Below are 18,315 nucleotides of genomic sequence, written 5' to 3'. Positions count from 1 at the left end.
TATGTTCAGGCTGAACTTACTGCTCTGTCGCCATGGCAGCCTGGGTATCTTCTTCCAGAACATCCAGCAGAGTCAGGAAGTCTTCCGGCAGTTCGCTTTCCCATTCCATATAGTCACCGGTCGCAGGGTGAACAAGACCCAGCTGGCGAGCATGCAGCGCCTGGCGGTCAAATGTTTTCAACATTTCCACCAATTCAGGAGATGCGCCACGGGGGAAGCGCGGTGGGCCTGCATACAGAGTGTCGCCTACCAGCGGATAACGCAGATGGCTCATATGTACACGAATCTGGTGAGTACGGCCGGTTTCCAGCTGTACACGAATATGGGTATGACCGCGATAGCGTTCCAGTACCCGGTAATGGGTAATGGATGGTTTGCCGCCGTGGGTCACAGCCATCTTCAAACGGTTGGTTGGGTGACGACCGATCGGCTGATTCACCTCACCACCCGCACTCATCACACCAGTCACTACGGCTTCGTATTCACGGCTGACAGATCGCTCCTGCAGCTGCTCAACCAGATCCGTCTGCGCCTGTAGGGTTTTGGCAACCACCATCAGGCCGGTGGTGTCTTTATCCAGACGATGAACAATACCGGCACGCGGTACGGAAGCGATGTCCGGGCAATGGTACAGCAGTGCGTTCAGCAGCGTGCCGGACCAGTTACCTGCGGCTGGGTGTACAACCAGATCGCGGGGCTTATTGATGACGATGATATGGTCATCTTCATACACGATATCGAGAGGAATATTTTCCGGTTCCCAGCGGCCATCATCTTCCAGCTCAGCATTCAGCACCAGCTGCTCGCCACCAAACAGCTTGTCCTTCGGACGTTTGGTTTTGCCGTTAACGGTCAATGCGCCAGACTTAATCCACTCCTGCAGAGTGGAACGGGAGTAATCCGGAAACACCTGTGATGCGATCTGGTCAAACCGCTTGCCACCCAGATCAGCAGGGACAGCAGCCTCCAGGTTTATCTGTTCAGCCATAAATTTGAACTAAAGGTCCTGATAAATTCCGTGCCGGCGATACACTTCGCCCAACACAAATACAAAATAGTCGTTACAATAGCCGGCTGATAGACGCGCGGCGGCTAAAGTTATTAAAGCTGTCAGCCCACCGTTTTTAAGTGTCCGGTTCAATGATCCGGCATCAAAAGGCGGTGTAGCCTTGGGATTCCCCAAGCGCTGTGATTAAATAGGCTGATTGAGAATTGTATCACAGCAAGTCTGGCTCAGGGCGGACGGAGTACACCGAACAGGCACTTCAGGGATAACTGATGCGACCAGCTAAACAACTTTATAAACACATCGGCATTCTGGCTTTGAGCGCCCTGCTCGCAGCCTGTTCCAGCAGTGAGGTCAAGGTTGATGAAAACCTGACCGAAGCCCAGCTCTATCAGCAGGCCAACAAACAGCTGGAAAACAGCAACTTTTCCGGTGCGGTTGATACCCTGCGGGCTCTGGAATCCCGCTACCCGTTCGGCCCGTTTGCCGAGCAGGCTCAGCTGGATCTGGTTTACGCCTACTACCGCAGCATGGAGCCGGAGGCTGCACGCGCTTCTGCAGAACGTTTTATCCGCCTGCACCCGAACAACCCGAATGTCGACTACGCCTATTACATGCGCGGTCTGGCATCCAACACTGCAGACCTCGGCCTGATCGAGCGTTATATTCCAGTGGATATGTCTGAGCGTGACCCGGGCCAGGCCCGTCAGTCCTTTACCGAGTTCGGCGAACTGCTGCGTCGCTTCCCGGACAGCCGTTACGCACCGGATGCCCGTCAGCGCATGATTTACCTGCGTAACCGCATGGCGCGCTACGAAATGCACGTGGCTGACTACTACATGAAGCGTAAAGCTTATGTCGCGGCAATCAATCGTGGCCGTTACGTGGTCGAGCACCTGCAGGGTACTCCTGTTGTCGAAGAAGCACTGGGCCTCATGATCGAGGGTTACCAGTATCTGGGCCTGAACACCCCGGCCAACGAAACTCTAGAAGTGCTGAAAGCCAACTTCCCGGACAGCAAAATGATCAATGCGGAAGGTGCCTTTGTTGGCCATCGCATTTACGGTGATGTCGACCCTGGTCTGCTAAGCACTGTCAGCTTCGGTCTACTGGGCGAAGACACTCCAGAGCCACCACAGGCTGAGGAGAACGAAGAAGACTCTTCCTTCCTCAGCACCATGACATTTGGCCTGTTTGGCGATGATGCTGCAGAGGCACCAGAAGCTCCGGAACCACCAGAGCAGCCATAAGCCGTATTGGCACGCCTGCTAAGCACAAGATAAAAAAGGCCTGAATCATCTCAGGCCTTTTTCTTTTATTGAATAGAACTGTTTTTTGAGGCTCAGCCCTATGCCGACCAAAGTAAAATGCCCTCAGTGTGGCAAGCCTGTTGAGTGGAAACCGGAAAACAAGCACCGTCCTTTTTGTTCAGACCGCTGTCGCCTGATTGATCTTGGTGCCTGGGCCGCTGAAGAACACAAGATTGCCGGCAACAGCCAGTTTGATGATGTGATGTCCGAGAATCTGAACGACCATTAACGGTCGTTCAGGTTCCCAGTCCTACTTCTACGCTCCTAAAAACTGCCTGCTGCTTTGCACACTGACCAGATGCCCAAGGCTTTCCAGTGCATGTTCGTGCGTTTCAGGCGTGGCAGCTGCACAGGCATCACCAACGATAACGGCCTCATAATCCCTGTCGTGTGCTTCCCGGGCACAGGACTGAATCACAAAATCCGTTGAGACACCCAGCATCACCAACCGCTGGATACTGTGGCCACGCAATACGGCTTCCAGCCCTGTGGCGTAAAACGGGCTGATACGGTGCTTGATCAAATGTATATCACCCTCTTTGATTTCCAGATCCGGGTGATATTCGGTTCCCCAGGTCCCAAGACGATATCCCTTATATTCCATAGCGCGGGCAAACAGTGACCAGTGTTTCTGTGAACACTCACTGTAATTGGCGGAAAAACCCACGCGAACGAAGATCACCGGATGCCCGCGTCGGCGAAACAGGTCGGTAATGGCATTGGCTTTACCCACCACATTATTCTCCAGAGCACAGGTTGCCGATGTGGCTATCGGACTATCCGGATGAATGATGTCGTTCATCAAATCCAGGATAAGAAGGGCAGTTTTCATGATTTTCAGTCCCACTCACTTTCGGGTTACTGAAATGTAGACGTGTCAGCAAAACATCCTCTTCAACAATTACCTACCTGAGCAGGAATACCCGATAAATTGACATTCACATACACGAAAAAAAGACTGATATATCACTAATAAATTACGTTTTTGCCAGTTAGGCAGAGAAAAACTGTAGCCAAAAAAACCAGAAATAAACCAATAGCAAAGATAAAAACCTAACATTCCAAACAACATCAACCATACAAAATCATTACGGCAAACTGTCGGTATATTTACTGATTATTGACCTTCAACCAGACGCGTATAAAGCACACCCCAAGGGCATTTTCATGCCACCTCCCTCTGGCTGAACGGATGAATGAATGAAAAACTGGCTGGACAAAACCATCCTTGCACCCGTTAAGCGGCGTAGCTTTATGAAGTGGAGTACTGCTGTCAGCGGTGCCGCCATGGCAAGCTCTGCGCTTCCTCTGAAAGCTATTGCTTCTGCCACTGCGGACAACAACGTTATCGCCTCCGACACCAAAACCACATGGTCCGCCTGCATGGTGAACTGTGGCAGTCGCTGCGCCCTGCAGGTTCACACCAAAGATGGCGTGATTACCTCCGTTGAATCCGACAACCGTGGCGACGACAAGGAATTTGGCCAGCACCAGATTCGCGCCTGTCTGCGTGGCCGTTCCATCAAGGGTCGCGTATACAACCCAGACCGTCTGAAATATCCAATGAAGCGCGTTGGCAAGCGTGGCGAAGGCCGCTTTGAGCGCATCAGCTGGGACGAAGCCATGGATCTGATGGCCGACAAGCTGAAATACACCATCAGCGAGTATGGCAACGACTCCATCTTCTTCACCTATGGTTCCGGTACCCAGGGTTACCGCACCGATGGCCAGCACGCCTTCAAGCGTCTGGTGAACATGATCGGTGGCTATCTGGGTTACCACGGCAACTACAGCTGGGGTCAGATTCAGTACGCTCTGCCGTTTACCTATGGCACCAAGAAGCCATCCGCATTCGGTAGCTACACCTCCGAAATCAAGAACGCCAAGCTGCTGGTAATGTTCGGCTACAACCCGGCCGAAACTCGTATGTCCGGCGGCGGTGAAATTTACGAATACACCCAGGCTCTGCGTGAAAGCGGCGTGCGTACGATCATTATCGATCCGCGTTACACCGACACCATGCTGGGCAAGGAAGACGAGTGGCTGTCTATCCGTCCAGGCACTGACGCGGCTCTGGTGGAAGCCATGGCTTACGTCATGATCACCGAGAATCTGGTCAACCAGGAGTTCCTGGATACCTACTGCCAGGGCTTCGATGAGAAGACCATGCCAGCCGGTGCTCCGGCTAATGGCCACTACAAGGCACACATTCTGGGTCAGGGCGCAGACAAGACCGCTAAGACTCCTGAGTGGGCAGCCAAGATTACTGGAATTCCAGCCAAGAAGATCATTCAGCTGGCCCGTGAAATCGGCACCACTAAGCCGGCTTACATCGTGCAGGGTACTGGCATCCAACGTCAGGCGAACGGTGAGCAGACTACGCGTGCGATCTGCATGCTGCCAATCCTGACCGGCAACATCGGCCTGCCAGGCACTCACACTGGTGATATGCCTGCCAACTTTGGTTATCCGGTACCGACTCTGCCTTCCGGCAGCAACCCGGTGAAGGTACAGATCCCATTCTTCCTGTGGACGGATGCGATCACCCGTGCCCACGAGATGACCGACAAGACCGATGGCCTGAAAGGTGGCACCAAGCTGGAAAACCCGATCAAGTTCATTATCAGCTATGCCGGTAATGCCCTGATCAACCAGCACTCCCAGATCAACAAGACCAAAGAGATCATCGCGGATGAATCTCTGGCCGAGTTCATCGTAGTTGTGGATAACCACATGACACCGAGTGCCCGTTACGCAGACCTGCTGCTGCCAGACGTGACCACTATCGAGAACACCGAAGTGAGCTCCGATGGTTACGCTTCCGGCTCCATGGGCGCGGTTGTCCCTCTGGTTCCGGCCATCAAGCCGCTGTACGAGTGCCGCAGTGCCTATGAAATGTGCACCATGCTGGCTCAGCGTTTTGGTATCGAAGAGAAGTACACTGAAGGCCGTACTCACGAGCAGTGGGTTGAACATCTGTACGCCGGCGCTCGTGCAAAAGATGCACGTCTTCCGACTCTGGAACAGCTCCGTGTACAAGGTCCGTTCCAGATTCTGGCTCCGGAAACCGGCCGCATTGCTCTGGAAGATTTCCGCAAGGATCCGATCAAGCATGCGCTGGGTACCCCATCCGGCAAGATCGAAATTTACTCCACCAAGCTGGCGGATATCGCCAACGAGTGGACACTGCGTGAAGGCGATGTGATTACTCCGCTGCCACAGTATGTCACCACTTGGGAAAGCCACCTGGACCCTAAGACCAGGGAGTTCCCTCTGCAGCTGGTTGGTTTCCATACCAAGGGCCGCGTGCACTCCACTTATCACAACGTACCGGTACTGCGTGAAGCGGTTATGGACGGTGTGTGGATCAACCCGATCGATGCTGCTGCCCGTGATATCAAGAACGGTGATGCGGTACGCATCTTCAATGATCGCGGAGAAACCCGGGTACTCGCCAAAGTGACGCCGCGTATCATGCCGGGCGTTATGGCTCTGGGCGAAGGTGCCTGGTACAAGCCTGGCAAGAATGGTGTAGATATGGGTGGTGCGATCAACTCGATCACATCCCAGCGGCCAACCCCGCTGTCCAAGGGTAACCCGCAGCACACTAACCTGGTGGAGATTGCCAAGGCTTAAGCCTTGGCATTGAGGAGACTTTATTTAATGGCTCAATACGGTTTCTATGTCGACACCAGCAAGTGTACCGGTTGCAAAACCTGTCAGGTGTCCTGCAAAGACGACAACGATCTTCCGATCGGTGTGAACTGGCGTCGTGTCTATGAATACGGCGGCGGTGACTGGGTGAAGCACGAAGATGGTACCTACACCAACGACGTGTTCACCTACTACATGTCCATCAGCTGTAACCACTGTGCGACTCCAGCCTGCACCAAGGCCTGCCCAACCGGCGCCATGCATAAGCGTGAGCAGGATGGTCTGGTGGTTGTAAACGGCGATGTCTGTGTAGGTTGTCGCTACTGTGAAATGGCCTGCCCATACGGCGCCCCTCAGTACAACCATGAGAAGAAGCACATGACCAAGTGTGATGGCTGCTTCGATCGCGTTGAGCAGGGCAAAAAGCCGATCTGTATCGAATCCTGCCCACTGCGTGCGCTGGACTTCGGTCCTATCGACGAACTGCGCGCCAAGTATGGCGACCGTGCCGATGTGGCTCCACTGCCTAATCCGTCTCTGACCAATCCGTCACTGATTATCGGCACCTGCCGTAACTCCCGCCTGACTGGCGACGAGACCGGCAAGATCCAGAACCCGACCGAAGTCGGTCTGTAAGCAAGCAGGGATATAAGCAATATGAGTCAACTGTCTCTTGTTTTCTTTACTGTACTGGCCCAGAGCGCGGTTGGTCTGTTTATCTCTCTCGGTCTGGTCCAGCTGCTGGCTCGCCCGAATGAGAAAGCCATGACCCGCGCCTTTATGGCGGTACTGGTTATGCTGGGTCTGGGTGCGATCTCTTCCGTGACCCACCTTGGCCAGCCATTCCGCATGTTTAACGTGATGTTTGGTCTGGAACACTTCTCCGCGCTGAGTCTGGAGATTGTTGGCCTGAGCCTGTTTGGCGGTGCAGCTGGCGCCTACGTTGGCATGCGCATGTTCAACATTCTGCCAAAACTGCAGAACCTGGTTCTGCTGGGCGGCATGGCAGCAGGCATTCTGTTTATCCTGCTGATTGCTCAGGTCTACACCCTGAAGACCGTTCCAACCTGGAACAGCGGCTGGACCAGCTTCCAGTTCCTGATGACCGCCTTTGTGGTTGGCCCGATTGCTGCCATCGCACTATTGCGCGCTCAGGCTAAAGAGCTGGGTGATCACGTGGTTAAGCTGAGTACCAATGGTCTGGCAGTGACCAACATGATTGCACTGGCCATCTCCATGACTGGCTATGTGGGCTATCTGTTCTGGCTGGGTCAGGTGAGCGTGTTCGGCAACCCGTTCGAGCATCTTGGCTATGGTCAGCTGCTGGGCATGCTTCGTACCGGCCTGATGATGTTCGCTGTAATGGCCCTGTCTATTTCCACTCTGCGTGGTGGCAAGAGCCCGGTATGCGGCATTGTAAGTCTGGTAGCTGTTCTGGCGGCTGAAATTGCCGGTCGTATGTTCTTCTACGATATCTACATGAGCGCCAGCGCTGGGATGTAACCCCCCCAACTCCAGCGACAAGCACCCACTTTTCCTTAATGAAGAGTGGGTGTTCCCCATCCCTTCTTAATACTCCATTATTAGCCTCGATTCATTCCATCAAAAAGAGCGTATCGCTCGACCTCTCAGCGAGAATTACGCCATGAGATTAGATCGGTTATTGGGGCAGCATCCCACATGGGGACGTCAACAGATCAAAGCCATGCTGGCCCAGCGTGAAGTTCTGGTCGATCATCAGGTCGTAACCGATGGCACCCTCGACATTAATCAGTTTCAGACAGTCACAGCTCGCAATGAAACCCTGCAACAGGGTAAGCCGGCCATCTATCTGATGATGAATAAACCGACAGGCTGGCTGAGTGCCACTTCCGACCCAGTACACACCACCGTTATGGAATTGCTGCCTGTTGAACTGAGGAAGGAGCTTCATATTGCCGGACGGCTGGATCGAGCCAGTTCCGGATTATTGATACTGACCAATGATGGTTTATGGTCACGGCGATTAACCGATCCAGACCTGCAGAAAGCCAAGGTTTATCACGTCACCACCGGGAATCTGATCGCCCCCGATACCCGACAACGCTTTGCCGAAGGTATTTATTTTCCTTACGAAAACATCACGACCAGCCCGGCACAGTTAGAGCAGTTAAGTGATAAAGAAGCGCGCCTGACGATTTATGAAGGTCGATACCATCAGATCAAGCGCATGTTTGGTCGCTTCCGTAATCCGGTGACAGGACTTCACCGTGAGAGTATGGGAGACATCACACTCGATGAATGTCTGGCTCCCGGAGAGTTTCGTCACTTATCGGCTGCAGAAATCGCATCCGTATAAGCAGCTCTTAAATATTCCACCAGTCACGAATACTGGCAACACCCTGAGCGCCTGCCTGCACACATTGATTTAGATTATTTTCGCCCAGCCCACCCAGGCAATACACGGGCACGGTCGCCCGCTCCAGCAAGGCATGTGTTGCCTCCCAACCCAGAGGTTTGGCATCAGGATGAGAATCCGTGGCTAAGACCGGAGAGAGTGTGGCGCAGGTCACGCCAATTCGGGCCGCCATTTCCAGCTGCGCCGAATTATGGCAGGAAGCGATGAGTATTTTGCCATCTGGTACCGCCTCTCGCTCTATGCGCCAGCCTTTACGATCAAGCTCTTCAAGCTGCGCAAAGGTTAGATGAAGGCCATCAATCCCATCTTCTTTTAGAAGCTCAAGGCTGCCTTTAACAATCAACTTAAGTGGCGTGCCCGAAAACAGGGGAATAAGGTATTCCAAGTGTTCCCGATACTCATCAGATGACAACCAGGGGGCACGAAAACAGATCATATCCATACCCTGATCCAGACCATTCGTTACACGACGGGCAAGCTCCTCCAGACCGTTATAGCTCCCGGTAATACCATAACGGTTGGGCAGCAGGGCAGCAGAAAGAATCGGCTTATTCGCCTCAGGAAACTCATAACTGGAAAGTTCGGACTTCGACACCCAACGCACCAGTTGCCCTTCCCGACCATGGGCATGGCCGGTAAAAGCGGTCACCGTCCACACATCCAGTAAAACGGTCTTGTCCGGGTAACTGTGATGAATGCGAATCAGCGGTTCCCAGGCTGTAGGCTGGATGCCAAGTTCTTCATCCAGCTCACGACTGAGCGCATCTGTCACCGGCTCTCCCGCTTCAACCTTGCCACCGGGAAACTCCCACAAGCCTCCCATATGCTTATCATCCGGCCGCCTCGCAATCAGCACATTGTCGTGTTCATCGAGGATCACAGCGGCAACAACATGGATAGACTTCATCACAACCCTATTTGATTATTTCATGTCCGGTATTCAGCATTGATAGTGACATAGTCATGGGAGAGATCGGAAGTCCAAACCTTTGCCTGCTTATCCCCAAGCCCCAAATCAATGCGGATGGTATAGGCGTCCCGATCCATCACAACCTGACCGGCCTCTTCCCGATAACTGCCCGCAACACCACCACGTTCAGCAATCAGCACATCATCCAGCCAGATACGAATCTTATCGGCATCCAGATTATCCACCGGTGCCCGACCTGCTGCAGCCAGTATGCGCCCCCAGTTCGGATCACAGGCAAACAACGCCGTTTTCACCAAGGGGGACAGAGCAACAGTATTGGCGACCGTATGAGCCTGTTCAATTGACTCCGCACCCTCAACAGCCATAGTGACAAAACGGGTCGCGCCCTCACCATCCATAACCAGCGCCTTAGCCAGCTTCTCTGCCACCTCAAAAATAGCGTTATAAACAGTCTGATAAAGAGGATTATCTTTCGCAGAAAATAACTGATTCCCGACACTACCCGTCGCAATCAAAATGGCAGAGTCATTGGTGGATGTATCACCATCAACAGTGATGCGATTGAAGGTTTGATCAACAACCTCCTTCCAGAGGTTGCGCAGCAACTCCTGCTCAATGGACGCATCGGTCACAATGTAAGTGAGCATGGTCGCCATATTGGGATGAATCATCCCTGAACCTTTAGCTATCCCCGTAACCGTGAACTCCTCGCCCTCATGCTGAAAGCGAACAGAGAAGCCTTTGGGATGAGTATCCGTGGTCATAATGCCTTCAGCGGCATCCCACCAGCCATCCGGTGAGAACTCTTCAACACAGCGGGGAACATTTTCAACAATGGTAGTAACAGGAAGGTACTCACCGATCACACCGGTCGAAAAGGAAAGCACCTGATTCGCTTCACAGCCCAGGACATCAGAAACAGCTGCGGTTGTGGATAAAGCATCCTCAACACCACGATCACCAGTACCGGCGTTGGCATTACCAGTATTCACTACCAGAGCGCAGGGTGCTTTATTGAGCCTGGAGCGGCTGAGCTGTACGGGAGCGGCACAAAATTTATTCAGGGTGAACAGCCCGGCAATACTTGCAGACTCAGGCCAGCGCATCACCACCAGATCTTTTCTATCCGGATAACGGACACCCGCTTTCACTGTGCCCAGCTCAAATCCCTTGACCGGATACAAGTCTCCTGAAGGTGGTAATCCTACAGCCATTTTTCACCCCGAAATTTATTGTTCTATTTCTGATCAACTCATTATGACAAGCCTGTGCGACTGCACACCTGTTTTTTTCTAATCCGCTATTAATGCTGATAAAGAAAAAGGCCTTTTACCCGCTCTCACGGATAAAAGGCCTTCTTTTGTACCAGAAAATTATCTAAACAATTTTACCGTGGCACTGTTTGAACTTCTTGCCGGAACCACATGGGCACGGCTCGTTACGGCCAACCTTACGCCCATCACGAACCATTGGTTCCTGAGCGGCTGGTTCACCTTCACTCTCCTCACCAGCCAGCTGAGCCTGAGCTTCCTGATGTTCAAACTGCATGCGACGGGCCAGCTCTTCGCGACGCTGACGCTCCAACTCTTCAGTCTGATCATCCTGCTGAACCTGTACGTGAGACAGCACACGGATCACTTCATGCTTGATGTCGTCCAGCATCTGGGAGAACAGCTCAAACGCTTCGCGCTTGTATTCTTGCTTAGGGTTCTTGGCAGCGTAACCACGCAGATGGATGCCCTGACGCAGATGATCCATAGTGGCCAGGTGCTCTTTCCACTTGTCATCCAGGATACGCAGCAGGATATGCTTCTCGAAAGCACGCAGTGACTCGGCGCCTGCCAGCTCTTCCTTCTCGCGGTAAGAGGTGGTCACCTTCTCCAGAATACGACGGCGCAGACCTTCTTCTTCCAGCGCGTCTTCGGTATCCAGCCAATGCTTGATCGGCAGCTGCTCATTCAGCTCAGCAGCAATACGCTTCTCAAGACCGTTGATATCCCACTGCTCAGCCATGCTCTGTGGTGGGATAAACTCGTCGATAACGGTGTTAATCACTTCCTCGCGAATGTTATCCACACTGTCGCTCACATCGTCGGCAGACAGCAGATCATTACGCTGGGTGTAAACCACCTTACGCTGATCGTTGGCAACATCATCATATTCGAGCAGGTTCTTACGAATATCGAAGTTACGGCCTTCAACCTTACGCTGGGCCTTTTCGATCGCGTTGGTCACCATACGATGCTCAATCGCTTCGCCCTTCTCCATACCCAGCGCTTTCATAAAGTTCTTCACCCGGTCAGAGGCGAAGATACGCATCAGGTTGTCTTCAAGGGACAGGTAGAAACGGGAAGAACCGGCATCACCCTGACGACCGGCACGACCACGGAGCTGGTTGTCGATACGACGAGATTCGTGGCGCTCGGTACCAATGATATGCAGACCACCGGCAGCCAGAACATTGTCGTGGCGCTGACGCTGCTCGGAGCGGAGGTTCTCCAGCTGCTCCTCAGTTGGGTTTTCCAGCTGAGCAGCTTCTGCTTCCCAGTTACCACCCAGGATAATATCGGTACCACGTCCAGCCATGTTGGTGGCGATGGTGATGGCACCCGGCTTACCGGCCTGGGCAATAATTTCTGCTTCTTTCTCGTGGAACTTGGCGTTCAGAACCTGGTGCTCAATGCCAGCCTTGTTCAGGGCATTGGACAACATTTCGGAAGAGTCGATGGATGCAGTACCTACCAGCACCGGACGACCAGCCGCTACAGTTTCACGGATATCCTGAATAATGGCCTCGTACTTCTCCTCAATGGTGAGGTAGACCAGGTCATTCATATCCTTACGCTGCATGTCCTTATGGGTTGGGATTACCACAACGTCCAGACCGTAGATCTGGCGGAATTCGTAAGCTTCAGTATCTGCAGTACCGGTCATACCGGACAGGTTGTCATACAGACGGAAGTAGTTCTGGAAGGTGGTAGAAGCCAGAGTCTGGCTTTCTGCCTGAATAGGCAGACCTTCTTTGGCTTCCAACGCCTGGTGCAGACCTTCGGAGAGACGACGACCCGGCATAGTACGGCCGGTGTGCTCATCAACCAGCATGATCTCACGACCGCTGACGATGTACTCGACGTTCTTCTGGAACAGGGTATGTGCTTTCAGAGCCGCCTGGGCGTGATGCAGCAGGTTCAGGTTCTGGGAAGCGTAGAGGCTTTCCCCTTCCGGCAGCATGCCTTCAGCGGTCAGCATATCTTCAACGAACTGGTGGCCAGCTTCAGTCAGTTCAACCTGACGGGTCTTCTCATCAACGATGTAGTGGCCTGTGGCTTCCTGACCTTCTTCCAGCTCTTCATGCTGACGCTCCAGACGTGGAGCCAGCTTGTTCATCACCATGTACAGCTCGGAGCTGTCTTCGGCCGGACCGGAGATGATCAGAGGGGTACGGGCTTCATCAATCAGAATGGAGTCAACTTCATCGACTACGGCAAAGTTCAGCTCACGCTGGAACTTGTCTTCCAGACGGAAGGCCATGTTGTCACGGAGGTAGTCAAAACCGAATTCGTTGTTGGTACCGTAGGTAATATCGGAGTTATAGGCTGCATGCTTCTCAGCAGGATCCTGCTGGGGAACAATAACACCAACAGTCAGCCCCAGAGCGTCGTAGAGAGGCTGCATCCAGGCCGCGTCACGACGAGCCAGGTATTCGTTCACGGTAACAACGTGCACACCTTTGCCGGACAGGGCATTCAGGTAGACCGCGAGGGTCGCCATCAGAGTCTTACCTTCACCGGTCCGCATCTCAGCGATACGACCTTCGTGAAGGGTCATGGCACCGATCAGCTGGACATCAAAGTGACGCATGCCCATAACACGCTGACTGGTCTCCCGACAGACAGCAAAGGCTTCAACCAGCAGATCATCCAGGGACTCACCGCCCTGGGCGCGTTCCTTGAGTTTCAGGCTTCGGGTCTTCAGCTCTTCATCGCTCAGCCCCTGCAGCTCGTTCTCCAGATCTCCGATCTGCTTGACCTTCTTGCCCATACGTTTGAGCTGGCGGTCATTTTTGCTACCAATAATTTTTTTGACGAGAGATGACAACATATTTGATCAAATGCCCGAATGATAATCCGTTGACTGGTTAACGGCTGGCCCTGTAAATGTAACGGGAGGGGTTCACCTGCCTGCCATTCACCAGCACTTCAAAATGCACATGCGGCCCGGTAGAACGCCCGGAGCTGCCGACCAGGCTTATGGCCTGTCCTTTGCTAACTATGTCCCCAACCTTTACCAGGTTGGACTTGTTATGGGAGTACCGGGTTACATACCCGTTACCATGGTTAATCTCAACTAACAGCCCGTAACCGCCCTTATAGCCGGACCAGGTCACAACGCCTGAGCCTACTGCGATAACGTCTGAGCCATCTTTGGCGGCAAAATCCACACCCTTGTGCCAGGACTGGCGGCCGGTAAACGGATCCGCCCGCTTGCCATACGCCGATGACATCCAGCCTTTTCTGACCGGACGCCCTGCCAGATAGACATCATCCTGCAGGTTTTTATCCAGCAATAACGATTCCAGTACTTCCAACTGCTCAGACCGCTGGTCTATTCGAGCCGTCAGGGCATCGATTTGTTCCGTAAAGGCCGGCATATGCAGTGAAGGTACGGTATCACCCGCTTCATCCGGCCCACCAAGGGCTGGAACCTCACCGAAGTTAAATTCATCACCGGAAAGATCGGCCATGGTCACCAACCGGTCTCCCAAAGCATCCAGACGCATAAGCTGCCCCTGTATCCGGGCAACCTGTACGGCCAGCGCATCCATCTCTATAGTGGTGGCGGATCTGATTTTTTCAACGTCCTGGCGTTGTTCTTCCAGTGCAGAGTTCCAGTTTTCCAACTCTGCGCGGGTTAACGTGCCGGTACTGTTAAGATTGATAAAGTACCAGCCAAGGAAAAAACCGGCGGCAAGAAGGAAGGCACAAACCAGGCCGGCGCCCCATACCACCCTGGCACCATCCATATAGAAGGTGCGGCTTTTGCCATGGGGATGTCGAACAACGATTACTTTCATCGCCAACCTGAAATCATTTACTGAAACCTGAGCCCGTCCTTAACGTCCTTATTGAACGGTGGAATAGCGTCAGAAACTGCAATACTGCGGCACACTCTAGCACTGTGTCATTCCCTCTCGCAACTTATCAGGTCAACAGTGCCCTTTTTCGAGAAATGCCTGACAGCCAAACCACGGACATAACAAAAAGGCCATCAAAATGATGGCCTTAATGAGAGAGTAGCTGAGTCGCTGATGTTTGATAACGGCTGCTATCAGGCAGACACGTCAGGCAATAACAGCTGTAGGTCGTGCGTAGGAGATTGGGGCAGTTGCCACATCATCAAAGGTCACCACTTCCCAGGCGCTTTCGTCAGCCAGTAGGGCACGCAGCAGCTTGTTATTGGTGGAGTGACCGGATTTCACACCGACGAATTCACCAATCAGGCTGTGGCCAAGCAGATACAGGTCGCCAATGGCATCCAGCATCTTGTGCTTAACGAACTCATCGTCATAGCGGAGGCCATCTTCGTTCAGGATGCGGTAGTCATCCACAACGATAGCGTTATCAACACTGCCGCCCAGAGCCAGGTTCTGGGAACGCATGAACTCGATGTCCTTCATAAAGCCAAAGGTACGAGCACGGCTGACTTCTTTCACAAAAGAAGTACTGGAGAAGTCGATGCTGGCCTGCTGCACCAGACCATTGAACACCGGGTGATCAAAGTCGATGGAGAAGCTGACCTTAAAGCCATCAAAAGGAACGAAAGTGGCGGAAACGCCATTCTCTTCAATGGTGACTTTCTTCTTGATACGAATAAAACGCTTGTGAGCTTCCTGCTCTTCAATACCAGCGGACTGAAGCAGGAATACGAAAGGACCCGCACTGCCGTCCATAATCGGAACTTCGTGAGCAGTTACGTCAACGAAAGCGTTGTCGATACCCAGACCCGCCATAGCGGAAAGCAGATGCTCAACGGTATCAACCCGCACACCATCCTTCTCGAGGGATGTGCAGAGTGTAGTCTGACCGACATTCAGGGCACGGGCTGGAATCTGAACTACAGGATCCAGATCCGTTCTACAGAAAACAATACCGGTATCCACAGGAGCAGGACGCAATGTCAGGTAAACCTTTTCACCTGAGTGCAGACCTACGCCAGTGGCTCGAATAACATTTTTAAGTGTGCGCTGTCTGATCATAATGCAGCAGTAAAGCCTTTATATCTTGCTATATGCCGGTCGACCCCGGCGTTCAGCCAAGCTGCAAGACATCCTGCCCAGCCTGAAATCTTGCAATAAACACGCAGTCTAGCAAAGTAACGCATCTGAACATAGTGTTACTTTCCCTCTAGCTCCACCTCCTCCATGGATTCTGCGTAAAACCAGACGGACTTTAGTCCGCCTGGCGTCTCAGGAATGCAGGAATATCCAGATAATCACCTGACTCTGAAATAGGTTGTGGCTCATTTGGTACCGTGTCAGTACCCACAGCAACCTGCTGACGGTTCTGGCGAATCACGGTTGGACGATCCAGCGAGGCATAATCAATCGTGCCATCGTTTTCCGGACGCGGAGCAGCCTTGGTCGCCGCTGCAGCAGCAGTACGGGTATCTTCTGCAGGCTTCTCAGCACGTGGATTCTCAGCCTGACCCAGACCAGTCGCAACCACGGTAACACGCAGTTCGTCGCTCATTTCCGGATCGATTACGGTACCGATAACCACCGTAGCGTTGTCGGATGCGTACTGACCGACAGCATCACCGACTTCTTCAAACTCACCGATGGAGAAATCCAGACCTGCGGTAATATTTACCAGAATGCCGCGGGCACCCTGCAGATCAATATCTTCCAGCAACGGGCTGCGGATAGCTGCTTCGGCAGCTTCAGCGGCACGATTCTCACCGGTGGAGGAACCAGTCCCCATCATCGCCTGACCCATTTCGGACATAACGGTACGTACGTCTGCAAAGTCGACGTTAATCATACCCGGACGAATGATCAGGTCGGCAATACCCTGTACCGCACCCAGCAGTACATCGTTGGCCGCACTGAAAGCAGACAGCAGGCTGGCATTTTTGCCCAGCACCGGCAGCAGCTTCTCGTTTGGAATGGTGATCAGGGAATCAACATGCTCGGAAAGCTCTTTCAGACCTTCCGTAGCAATCACGGTACGCTTGCGACCTTCAAACGGGAACGGACGAGTCACAACCGCTACGGTCAGAATACCCAGCTCCTTGGCCACCTGCGCAACCACAGGCGCAGCACCGGTTCCGGTACCACCGCCCATACCGGCAGTAATAAAGACCATGTCTGCACCGTTCAGAATTTCCGCGATACGCTCACGGTCTTCCAGTGCCGCCTCACGGCCCACTTCCGGGTTAGCCCCTGCACCCAAGCCCTTGGTAATCCCGGTTCCCAATTGCAGCAGGGTACGGGCATTCAGGTTCTTGAGTGCCTGAGCATCAGTGTTTGCAACAACAAAATCGACACCCTCAACCTGACTGTTGAGCATGTGATTAACGGCGTTACCACCACCTCCGCCGACACCGATAACCTTAATGACCGCATTCTGCGGTACATTATCTACCAGCTCGAACATGACACTCTCCTTTCTCTCTCTAAGTCCATTTTCTTGTATTGACTTCCAGTTAACAATCAAAAATTACTTTGAATCCACTTCTTTAACCGAGCCACAAAGCTTTCCTGCGGATTGTGCTTCTCGGAAGAAGGTGCAGAAGAGCTCACCTGCCCTTCCCGCATATTCTGTTGTGCATACTGCAACAAGCCGACACTGGTCGCATAAATCGGGTTGCGGACTACATCTGCGAGACCCTCAATGTTCTGGGGAACCCCCAGACGCACAGGCATATGGAAGATCTCTTCTGCCAGCTCAACGACCCCTTCCATCTTGGAGGTGCCGCCGGTCAGAACAATGCCTGCTGCCATCAGCTCTTCAAAACCACTGCGACGCAGTTCGGCCTGAATCAGGGTGAACAGCTCGTCATAGCGAGGCTCAACCACCTCCGCCAGAGCCTGACGGGAAAGATCCCGGGGAGGACGGTCACCAACACTTGGCACCTTGATAGTTTCATCGGCACCGGCCAGCTGAGTCAGAGCGCAGGCGTACTTGATCTTGATATCTTCCGCATGCTGATAAGGTGTGCGCAGAGCCTGGGCAATATCGTTGGTAACCTGATCACCGGCAATCGGGATCACGGCAGTATGACGAATAGCACCTTCTGTAAAGATAGCTATATCTGTTGTGCCACCGCCAATATCAACCACACAAACACCCAGCTCTTTTTCGTCTTCGGTCAGCACTGAGTAGCTGGAAGCCAGCTGCTCCAGAATGACATCATCAACACCCAGGTTGCAGCGGCGAATACACTTCTCGATGTTCTGTACGGCGTTGACAGCACAGGTCACCAGATGCACCTTCGCCTCCAGACGCACACCGGACATACCCAGCGGCTCTTTCACACCTTCCTGGGTATCGATCACATATTCCTGTGGCAGGATATGCAGAATCTTCTGGTCCGCCGGAATCGCTACCGCCTGAGCAGCATCAATAACCCGCTCCATATCTGCCGTTGTGACTTCCCGCTCACGGATAGCGACAATACCGTGAGAGTTCAGGCTGCGAATATGATTCCCGGCAATGCCGACATAGACCGAATCGATCTGATGGCCAGCCATCAGTTCCGCTTCTTCTACAGCCCGTTGAATCGACTGCACGGTGGACTCAATATTGACGACCACCCCTTTACGCATTCCCCGGGACGGGTGCGAGCCAATACCCACAACCTCGATCGTGCCGCGGTCAGTAATCTCCCCAACCAGCGCCACCACCTTGGATGTGCCAATATCCAGGCCGACAACTATTTTTCCATTACCAGAGCCAGTCATTCGCAAACCTACCTGTTGTCCTCGTACCTGACGCTGATCTGACCCAGGCTGAGT

The 18,315-nt window shown here is 53.1% G+C and carries 15 protein-coding genes; 6 read left to right on the top strand and 9 right to left on the bottom strand.

The window, feature by feature from the left end; translation table 11 throughout:
* Positions 1–16: 16 nt before the first annotated feature.
* Complete coding sequence (rluD, locus tag EHSB41UT_RS01940) at positions 17–988, bottom strand: 23S rRNA pseudouridine(1911/1915/1917) synthase RluD (protein WP_087106363.1); 972 nt, start codon at positions 986–988, stop codon at positions 17–19.
* Positions 989–1,278: 290 nt separating this feature from the next.
* Here rluD and EHSB41UT_RS01935 point away from each other — a divergent pair, with 290 nt between their 5' ends.
* Both EHSB41UT_RS01935 and yacG read left to right on the top strand, forming a co-directional pair.
* Positions 1,279–2,256: an outer membrane protein assembly factor BamD gene (locus EHSB41UT_RS01935; protein ID WP_087106360.1), complete on the top strand. Its 978-nt coding sequence runs from the start codon at positions 1,279–1,281 to the stop codon at positions 2,254–2,256.
* 100 nt (positions 2,257–2,356) lie between these two features.
* Complete coding sequence (gene yacG / locus EHSB41UT_RS01930) at positions 2,357–2,545, top strand: DNA gyrase inhibitor YacG (protein ID WP_087106358.1); 189 nt, start codon at positions 2,357–2,359, stop codon at positions 2,543–2,545.
* 27 nt (positions 2,546–2,572) lie between these two features.
* Here the strand turns inward: yacG and EHSB41UT_RS01925 are convergent, their stop codons facing one another.
* Complete coding sequence (locus EHSB41UT_RS01925; protein WP_087106356.1) at positions 2,573–3,148, bottom strand: cysteine hydrolase family protein; 576 nt, start codon at positions 3,146–3,148, stop codon at positions 2,573–2,575.
* 368 nt (positions 3,149–3,516) lie between these two features.
* Here EHSB41UT_RS01925 and EHSB41UT_RS01920 point away from each other — a divergent pair, with 368 nt between their 5' ends.
* From EHSB41UT_RS01920 to EHSB41UT_RS01905, 4 genes are all read left to right on the top strand, one after another.
* Entirely contained in the window at positions 3,517–5,952 is a 2,436-nt protein-coding gene (locus tag EHSB41UT_RS01920; RefSeq protein ID WP_087106354.1) for a DMSO/selenate family reductase complex A subunit, read from the top strand.
* Positions 5,953–5,979: 27 nt separating this feature from the next.
* Entirely contained in the window at positions 5,980–6,606 is a 627-nt protein-coding gene (locus EHSB41UT_RS01915) for a DMSO/selenate family reductase complex B subunit (protein WP_087106352.1), read from the top strand.
* Positions 6,607–6,627: 21 nt separating this feature from the next.
* The gene (locus tag EHSB41UT_RS01910) at positions 6,628–7,473 is read left to right on the top strand and encodes a dimethyl sulfoxide reductase anchor subunit family protein (protein ID WP_087106350.1); all 846 of its coding nucleotides are present in this window, start codon (positions 6,628–6,630) and stop codon (positions 7,471–7,473) included.
* Between the two features lie 142 nt (positions 7,474–7,615).
* On the top strand, positions 7,616–8,308 hold the full coding sequence (locus tag EHSB41UT_RS01905) for a 16S rRNA pseudouridine(516) synthase (protein ID WP_087106348.1): 693 nt from the start codon (positions 7,616–7,618) through the stop codon (positions 8,306–8,308).
* Positions 8,309–8,315: 7 nt separating this feature from the next.
* On the opposite strand, the gene EHSB41UT_RS01900 is transcribed toward EHSB41UT_RS01905, so the two are convergent.
* The 7 genes from EHSB41UT_RS01900 to ftsA all read right to left on the bottom strand — a co-directional run bounded on the left by EHSB41UT_RS01900 (position 8,316) and on the right by ftsA (position 18,261).
* Complete coding sequence (locus EHSB41UT_RS01900; RefSeq protein WP_087106346.1) at positions 8,316–9,275, bottom strand: Nudix family hydrolase; 960 nt, start codon at positions 9,273–9,275, stop codon at positions 8,316–8,318.
* Between the two features lie 20 nt (positions 9,276–9,295).
* The gene (argJ, locus tag EHSB41UT_RS01895; protein ID WP_087106344.1) at positions 9,296–10,513 is read right to left on the bottom strand and encodes a bifunctional glutamate N-acetyltransferase/amino-acid acetyltransferase ArgJ; all 1,218 of its coding nucleotides are present in this window, start codon (positions 10,511–10,513) and stop codon (positions 9,296–9,298) included.
* 163 nt (positions 10,514–10,676) lie between these two features.
* Positions 10,677–13,400: a preprotein translocase subunit SecA gene (secA, locus tag EHSB41UT_RS01890; protein WP_087106342.1), complete on the bottom strand. Its 2,724-nt coding sequence runs from the start codon at positions 13,398–13,400 to the stop codon at positions 10,677–10,679.
* A 37-nt stretch (positions 13,401–13,437) separates the two neighbouring features.
* On the bottom strand, positions 13,438–14,373 hold the full coding sequence (locus tag EHSB41UT_RS01885) for a M23 family metallopeptidase (RefSeq protein ID WP_087106340.1): 936 nt from the start codon (positions 14,371–14,373) through the stop codon (positions 13,438–13,440).
* 267 nt (positions 14,374–14,640) lie between these two features.
* Positions 14,641–15,555: a UDP-3-O-acyl-N-acetylglucosamine deacetylase gene (gene lpxC, locus EHSB41UT_RS01880; protein WP_087106338.1), complete on the bottom strand. Its 915-nt coding sequence runs from the start codon at positions 15,553–15,555 to the stop codon at positions 14,641–14,643.
* Positions 15,556–15,748: 193 nt separating this feature from the next.
* Positions 15,749–16,954 (bottom strand): cell division protein FtsZ, encoded by a 1,206-nt coding sequence (gene ftsZ, locus EHSB41UT_RS01875; RefSeq protein ID WP_087106336.1) that lies wholly within the window; start codon positions 16,952–16,954, stop codon positions 15,749–15,751.
* Positions 16,955–17,010: 56 nt separating this feature from the next.
* Entirely contained in the window at positions 17,011–18,261 is a 1,251-nt protein-coding gene (ftsA, locus tag EHSB41UT_RS01870; RefSeq protein ID WP_087106334.1) for a cell division protein FtsA, read from the bottom strand.
* Positions 18,262–18,315: the final 54 nt, after the last annotated feature.

Origin of the sequence: Parendozoicomonas haliclonae, from assembly GCF_900174585.1 — a bacterium.
GTDB classification, from domain to species: domain Bacteria; phylum Pseudomonadota; class Gammaproteobacteria; order Pseudomonadales; family Endozoicomonadaceae; genus Sansalvadorimonas; species Sansalvadorimonas haliclonae.
The sequence above is the reverse complement of the archived record's forward strand: the minus strand, read 5'-3'. Positions and strand labels throughout refer to the sequence as shown.

What these genes read in the sequence shown, in the direction of transcription:
- rluD (WP_087106363.1), bottom strand. Translation starts at nt 988, where the DNA reads ATGGCTGAACAGATAAACCTGGAGGCTGCTGTCCCTGCTGATCTGGGT.
- EHSB41UT_RS01935 (WP_087106360.1), top strand. Translation starts at nt 1,279, where the DNA reads ATGCGACCAGCTAAACAACTTTATAAACACATCGGCATTCTGGCTTTG.
- yacG (WP_087106358.1), top strand. Translation starts at nt 2,357, where the DNA reads ATGCCGACCAAAGTAAAATGCCCTCAGTGTGGCAAGCCTGTTGAGTGG.
- EHSB41UT_RS01925 (WP_087106356.1), bottom strand. Translation starts at nt 3,148, where the DNA reads ATGAAAACTGCCCTTCTTATCCTGGATTTGATGAACGACATCATTCAT.
- EHSB41UT_RS01920 (WP_087106354.1), top strand. Translation starts at nt 3,517, where the DNA reads ATGAAAAACTGGCTGGACAAAACCATCCTTGCACCCGTTAAGCGGCGT.
- EHSB41UT_RS01915 (WP_087106352.1), top strand. Translation starts at nt 5,980, where the DNA reads ATGGCTCAATACGGTTTCTATGTCGACACCAGCAAGTGTACCGGTTGC.
- EHSB41UT_RS01910 (WP_087106350.1), top strand. Translation starts at nt 6,628, where the DNA reads ATGAGTCAACTGTCTCTTGTTTTCTTTACTGTACTGGCCCAGAGCGCG.
- EHSB41UT_RS01905 (WP_087106348.1), top strand. Translation starts at nt 7,616, where the DNA reads ATGAGATTAGATCGGTTATTGGGGCAGCATCCCACATGGGGACGTCAA.
- EHSB41UT_RS01900 (WP_087106346.1), bottom strand. Translation starts at nt 9,275, where the DNA reads ATGAAGTCTATCCATGTTGTTGCCGCTGTGATCCTCGATGAACACGAC.
- argJ (WP_087106344.1), bottom strand. Translation starts at nt 10,513, where the DNA reads ATGGCTGTAGGATTACCACCTTCAGGAGACTTGTATCCGGTCAAGGGA.
- secA (WP_087106342.1), bottom strand. Translation starts at nt 13,400, where the DNA reads ATGTTGTCATCTCTCGTCAAAAAAATTATTGGTAGCAAAAATGACCGC.
- EHSB41UT_RS01885 (WP_087106340.1), bottom strand. Translation starts at nt 14,373, where the DNA reads ATGAAAGTAATCGTTGTTCGACATCCCCATGGCAAAAGCCGCACCTTC.
- lpxC (WP_087106338.1), bottom strand. Translation starts at nt 15,555, where the DNA reads ATGATCAGACAGCGCACACTTAAAAATGTTATTCGAGCCACTGGCGTA.
- ftsZ (WP_087106336.1), bottom strand. Translation starts at nt 16,954, where the DNA reads ATGTTCGAGCTGGTAGATAATGTACCGCAGAATGCGGTCATTAAGGTT.
- ftsA (WP_087106334.1), bottom strand. Translation starts at nt 18,261, where the DNA reads ATGACTGGCTCTGGTAATGGAAAAATAGTTGTCGGCCTGGATATTGGC.